This window comes from Pseudomonadales bacterium, from assembly GCA_013215025.1.
In the GTDB taxonomy this organism is placed as follows: domain Bacteria; phylum Pseudomonadota; class Gammaproteobacteria; order Pseudomonadales; family DT-91; genus DT-91.
The window spans coordinates 1-6,150 of sequence record JABSRR010000073.1; the positions used below are offsets into that span (position 1 = coordinate 1).

The window sequence follows — 6,150 nt, forward strand, 5'->3', positions numbered from 1 at the left end:
CAATATCATCCTGCCGTTTAAAGCTGCCAACGCTATAGCCATAAGTCATGCCCGTCAGGGTAAAAAAAAGAAAAATAAACGCGACGATAGATTGTAAAAAAGGTGAGCCTGCTAACTTTCCCGTGGCAGGGTTAAGCAAAATGCCGTGCTCGGGCAATACTGTTAGCGCTAACACAATAAAAAACAATACAGCAACAATGGCTGCACGCTTAAGGGCTTTATTTTCGAGGTCACTTAAAGCTGCATCTGATAGCTCTGCGGTAATTGCCTGTTGCTGTTTTGCACTAGCTTCTTGGATCTGATAGCGACCTAAACTGGGTTCGACGATATATTCGGTGACTGCATACGCGGACAGCGTCACTAGAAAGGTTGATGCCAACATAAAATACCAGTTGGCCTCTGCACCGACTTGATAGTTCTGCGCCACTAATTGCGCTGCTTGCTGAGTAATTCCCGACAGTACTGGGTCAACGGCACCGAGTAATAAATTCGCGCTATAGCCGCCTGAAACACCAGCAAATGCCGCGGCCAAACCGGCCAGCGGATGTCGTCCAAGACTATGAAATATTACCGCCGCTAAAGGTATAAGTACGACATAGCCCAACTCACCAGCGGTATTAGAAATCACTCCCGCAAAAACAATGCATAAAGTCACCAATTTAGCAGGCGCACCAATAATAATTTTACGCATTAGTGCCGATATTAAACCAGAGCGTTCAGCGATACCGACGCCCAATAAGGCAACCAGTACCGTGCCTAGAGGCGCGAATTGAATAAAATTACTGACTAAGGACGTGAGAATCCGATGCAGCCCAGCGAGGGTGCAGAGACTGATCACCGAAATACTGCCAGACAGCTCTCGACCCGGACTGCCTAAAGGGCGTGGGTCATTTACTGAGAGCTCAAAAAATGCCGCAATCCCACTCAACAGTACGACGGCGATACTGAGGTATAAAAATAATAAAACGGGGTTAGGCAAGGCGTTGCCAGCTCGCTCAATCGTAGCTAAACAACGCATGACTATATTGGCTTTAACGACCTGCCCTTGCTGCATCAAGACGCTCCTGCTGAACCGAAGATGACTCAGCTTCTCCTCCGAGCGCCGAGACCAGATCTGATAGCATAGAATGAAGTTCTTGCGCCATCAAACAAAAGTCTACATCAAATTGCTCTGCTGCGGTTTGCACATCGGTTTGCTGTAACTGATCGTCTATAAGCTCGGAATACTTAAGGCGTTTGATAATAAAGTTTTCATCTAGCATAAACTCAAGTTTATCTTGCCAATTAAGTGCCAGTTGCGTGACCTGCATACCGGACGCTAGCAGCTGTAAAATATCATCAGATAAGAGATCTTGCTGCTTGCATTTAATACTGCCACCGTGTTGGTGATCTTTTAATTCACAGTCAGCACCCAGTTCAAACTGACTGACAGCATCAGCTTGCTGCAGCCATGTTGTCATGCTAGCTGAAATTAGCTGTTTCGCTGTCAATGGTATCAGCGCTAAGCTGCCGACACAGTCGCGCAATAGGCTTAACAACTCTTCGGCTGCGCTTTGCGAGCCACTATTCACCACAATCAAGCCCTGCTCTACCGCAATATATGCATACAATAATGATGACTTGGCGAAGGCACGTGGTAATAAATCAAAGCGAATTTCATCTTTAAGTCGCTGTTTTTCCTTGCGCGTCAGTTTATGATCGCCAGCATCCTCTAGCTCGGCAACTTTTGCCGCTAAGGCATCATTGATTACCGATGCGGGTAAGATTTTTTGCTCTTTCTTCAGACACAGCATGATATTGCCATTAGCCTGATGGTATAAGAGTTCAGAATCCTTTCCCAGCGGGGCCACCCAACCAAGGCTCTGCGGCTCTTGTGCGGTTGTGGCAACAAAAGGCTTATGCTGTAAGGCTTTATCAAGCGCCTCTGCGCTCAAAATCCAAGGTTTGGTAAGTCGATAGACAGATAAATTTTTAAACCACATATTTTTTCGTGAAGGATATTGGTATTTTGCGGCTCGTAGAAAATTTATCAGCCGCCTGAAAAAAAAAGCGGGCAATGCCCGCTTTTCTAAAGCAAGGTGTGACCTTAATCAGTTACTTGCTGTTGCTTGCGACCACGCTTATCGATAGACGCTGAGTATTCTTCAATACTCATGCCTTTTTCAGCCGCCTTAATCATATCTAACGCTACGTCAACAATCATATCTTCTTGACCACCTACCATGCGACGACGGCCTAGCTCGACAAGGATATCACGTGTTTCAAGGTTATAACGCTCAGCAGCAACCTCGGCATGACGTAAAAATGAGGAGTAAACACCGGCATAACCTAAAGATAAGGTTTCACGGTCTACACGTACTTCACGATCTTGTAATGGACGTACTAAGTCATCAGCCGCATCCATTAATTTATATAAATCAGTACCATGCTGCCAACCCATGCGCTCAAACGCGGCAATCGCCACCTCTAACGGTGCATTACCTGCGCCCGCACCCATGCCGGCAAGTGAGGCATCAACACGGTTCGCGCCATTTTCTACCGCAGCAATTGAGTTTGCCACACCTAATGACAGGTTATGGTGTGCATGAATACCAATTTCGGTTTTAGGGTCTAAGGCATCGCGTAAGGCTTTAACGCGGTCGGCTACGTCATGCATATTTTGCGCACCGCCTGAGTCAACCACATATACGGTTTCAGCACCGTAGCTTTCCATTAACTTCGCTTGCTCAGCCATTTTAGCCGGCTCAATCATATGCGACATCATTAGGAAGCCAATCGTATCCATACCGAGTGAGCGCGCGTGCTCGATGTGCTGCTTAGAGACATCGGCTTCTGTACAGTGCGTGGCAACACGGACAGAGCGTACACCCATATCCCAAGCCCAATCAAGGTCTTCCTTGATAGCAATGCCTGGCAAAATCAGAGTTGTTAATTTCGCATGTTCTAACACGTCAGCTACAGCACCAATCCACTCTTTGTCTGTGTGTGCGCCGAAGCCGTAGTTAAATGAAGTACCTGAAAGGCCATCACCATGCGCAACTTCGATGGCATCTACTTTGGCATCATCTAATGCTTTGGCAATCGCTTTAACATGGTCAATGCCATACATATGACGAATAGCGTGCATACCATCACGTAGGGTTACGTCTTGGATATATAGTTTTTCTTTTTTAGGGTCAATCATCTTTCTCTCCAAACCTTTACTTACGCCGCATCTACATTTAAGTACTTCAATTGCGCAACACGTGTTGCTGTGCCCAAGGCAGCAGAAGTCATGATGTCTAAGTTACCTGCATAAGAAGGTAGGTAGTGAGCTGCGCCTTCAACCTCTAAAAAGATTGAGCACTTCATGCCCGTGAACTCGCCACGACCAGGAATCGTAAGTGGGTTTGATTCATCGAAATATTCAAACTGTACGTCTTGCTTTAAGTCATAGCCAGGTACATAAGACTTAACGCCTTCAACAATTTCATTTACCGAGTCAATGATCGCTTGCTCATCGGCTGTCTCAGACAAAGTGAACACGGTGTTACGCATAATCATCGGTGGTTCAGCAGGGTTAAGAATAATAATCGCCTTGCCCTGCTCAGCGCCGCCTACTTTTTCAATAGCGCGCGCGGTTGTTTGCGTGAACTCATCGATATTGGCACGGGTGCCGGGACCTGCTGATGCTGAAGAAACTGAGGCAACGATTTCAGCATAGTGCACCTTAGCTACACGGCTAACTGCGTATACCATTGGAATAGTCGCCTGACCGCCACAGGTAACCATGTTAACGTTTTGCTCTTGCAAGTGTTCTTCAATGTTTGCTACCGGCACGCAATATGGGCCAATGGCCGCGGGAGTTAGATCAATGACCGTTTTACCGTCTGCTTTTAATGCCTCATTATGTGCCGCATGAGCGTATGCCGAGGTAGCATCAAAGACAATTTTAATCTCGCCGTAATGGTCCATCGCCTTAAGACCGTCAATGCCTTCGTGGGTCGCTGGAACGCCCATGCGCTTTGCACGTGCAAGACCGTCTGACTCAGGATCAATGCCTACCATTGCCGCACACTCTAACACATCAGATGTGCGCAAAATTTTAATCATCAGGTCAGTACCGATGTTACCCGAGCCAATAATGGCTACTTTAACTTTCTGACTCATAGTTATGTTCTCTCGTTAAAAATCTTTTTCCCACTAAACAAACTTGACGGTACAGGTGCCAACACCGTGCAAGTCCATTTCCATAATATCACCGGCCACAACGGGCTCTAGGGGCACAAGCGAGCCTGATAGAATCACCTCACCTGCTTTAAATGGAATGCCGTACTCACCTAAGGTGTTCGCCAGCCATGCAACCGCTGTTAAAGGGTTACCTTGTACAGCGCTACCTAAACCCTCAGATAAAAACTCACCGTTTTTCTTAACCGTGACCTTTAAATTAGGTAAATCAACATCGCGTGGGTCTGCTTTACCTTCACCTAAGGTATAAGTGCCACATGAGGCGTTATCGGCGATGGTATCTTGAATAGCGATTTTCCAATCTTGAATGCGGCTATCCACAATTTCAAAGCATGGCATGATGTAATCGGTAGCATCTAAAACATCTTGCTCGGTGACACCCGGACCGACTAAGTCTTGCTTTAGCATAAAACCAATTTCAGCTTCAGCACGCGGCGCAATCATATTGCCCGCTATCGGGGTTTCACCATTATTAGGGTATTCCATCACATCGGTTAAGAAGCCAAAGTCTGGTCGATGCACACCTAACATTTCTTGTACTACTTTACTGGTAACGCCGATTTTTTTACCAACGACTTTCTCGCCATCTTTTTGCAGGCGATTTTCTAACATGCGTAGCGAGATGTAATACGCATCATCAATCGAGATTTCAAGATCACGATCTGTAAACGGTGTAATTGGCTTGAATGAGCGAAGCGCTTGGTAAAGCTCATCGCCGTAGGCATTAATTTGTTCTTTTTCCATGATTGTCTTACTTCAACTTGTCTTCATCTATAAATAAGCGATTTAAGCAATATGCTCATTCAAGAAATCAAGGGTGTAGGTATTGAACATCGTTTGGTGCTCAGCCATAACCCAGTGACCACAATTAGATACCAATACCATGCGAGCATTGGGCAGACCATGAGCTAATTTCATAATGCCTGTTTCTGGCATCATTTTTTCATCTAGGCCCCAAAATACAATACTAGGCACGGTAATCTCGCCAAGCTCTGCGGTCATATTTGGTACTTTCATGGTGGCTAAGGCTTGACCATTTTGCTTGGTGAAAATATCCCAGCGCTCTTCGATAAGCTCTTCATCAACTACAGACTGATCAAACACCAGGCCTTCGCGGATGAAGCGTTCAAGTGAATCTTTGTTGTACTCGCCAGAGCGGAAGATTTCGCCCAAAATCGCCATACCTGGCATTTTGAAATACTCTTCTTTCTCTTCCAGGCCGCCAGGCGCCATCAAGTTTAAGGTTTCAACGCGCTCTGGGTGGTAACGCGCGATATGCAGTGCGATTGCACCACCGAGCGAGTTACCAATAAATGTCGCTTTCTCTACACCGCAAACATCTAAGGTTTGTAAAATACATTCAGCAAAAAACTCTACCGGATACTCAACATCATCTGGCTTGTCTGAATAACCGTACCCAATATGGTCGGGAACAATAACGCGGTAGCCGTTTTCGGCTAGAAATGGGTAGTTGCCTTTAAAATTAGAGTGTCCGCTGGCCCCNTGACCAGANCCATGCAGAAACACAACCGGGTGNCCTTCACCCATATCGGTGTAATGCATGGTGTAGCCGTTGGCGATTTTAGCGAATTGTCCTTCTGGAATAGGCATACTGACTCCTTAAAAAAATGGTGGGTAATTTTACGCGATTTTGCACTTTTAGGCAAAATGCTCTAGCACCTTGCTTGCAAGCGCAATATCTTGCTCAACCAAGGCGCCGCCTACTGCAAAGGCACCCACTAATTGCCCCTCATGATACAGTGGCAGTCCGCCACCCATCAGCGTCAACGGCGCCAACTTCAGCATTGATTCACGCACCGAGGGCTGATCTTGTAGAACCTTAGCAAAATCTTCAGAACTTAAACCCAATAAGGCAGTATTGGCTTTTTGTTCGACCAAGCTATCAGCAATCAGACTGGTACC

7 protein-coding genes are annotated in these 6,150 nt (G+C 46.3%); all 7 read right to left on the reverse strand.

Annotated elements, in window-relative coordinates:
- Positions 1-1,054, reverse strand: a 1,054-nt coding sequence (locus HRU21_07065) for an AbgT family transporter (GenBank protein ID NRA42054.1), incomplete at its 3' end; no start/stop codon positions are given.
- On the reverse strand, positions 1,032-1,982 hold the full coding sequence (rdgC, locus tag HRU21_07070; protein ID NRA42055.1) for a recombination-associated protein RdgC: 951 nt from the start codon (positions 1,980-1,982) through the stop codon (positions 1,032-1,034). The genes HRU21_07065 and rdgC, both read right to left, overlap by 23 nt.
- Positions 1,983-2,086: 104 nt before the next feature.
- Positions 2,087-3,184: a 4-hydroxy-2-oxovalerate aldolase gene (gene dmpG, locus HRU21_07075; GenBank protein NRA42056.1), complete on the reverse strand. Its 1,098-nt coding sequence runs from the start codon at positions 3,182-3,184 to the stop codon at positions 2,087-2,089.
- A 20-nt stretch (positions 3,185-3,204) separates the two neighbouring features.
- Positions 3,205-4,149, reverse strand: coding sequence for an acetaldehyde dehydrogenase (acetylating) (locus HRU21_07080; GenBank protein NRA42057.1), 945 nt, complete (start codon positions 4,147-4,149; stop codon positions 3,205-3,207).
- Between the two features lie 33 nt (positions 4,150-4,182).
- Complete coding sequence (locus HRU21_07085; protein NRA42058.1) at positions 4,183-4,971, reverse strand: fumarylacetoacetate hydrolase family protein; 789 nt, start codon at positions 4,969-4,971, stop codon at positions 4,183-4,185.
- A 42-nt stretch (positions 4,972-5,013) separates the two neighbouring features.
- Positions 5,014-5,838, reverse strand: a complete 825-nt coding sequence (locus HRU21_07090) for an alpha/beta fold hydrolase (GenBank protein NRA42059.1) — start codon at positions 5,836-5,838, stop codon at positions 5,014-5,016.
- Positions 5,839-5,886: 48 nt separating this feature from the next.
- A partial coding sequence (locus tag HRU21_07095) for a heme-binding protein (protein NRA42060.1) occupies positions 5,887-6,150 on the reverse strand: 264 nt, incomplete at its 5' end.

What these genes read in the sequence shown, in the direction of transcription:
- rdgC (NRA42055.1), bottom strand. Translation starts at nt 1,982, where the DNA reads ATGTGGTTTAAAAATTTATCTGTCTATCGACTTACCAAACCTTGGATT.
- dmpG (NRA42056.1), bottom strand. Translation starts at nt 3,184, where the DNA reads ATGATTGACCCTAAAAAAGAAAAACTATATATCCAAGACGTAACCCTA.
- HRU21_07080 (NRA42057.1), bottom strand. Translation starts at nt 4,149, where the DNA reads ATGAGTCAGAAAGTTAAAGTAGCCATTATTGGCTCGGGTAACATCGGT.
- HRU21_07085 (NRA42058.1), bottom strand. Translation starts at nt 4,971, where the DNA reads ATGGAAAAAGAACAAATTAATGCCTACGGCGATGAGCTTTACCAAGCG.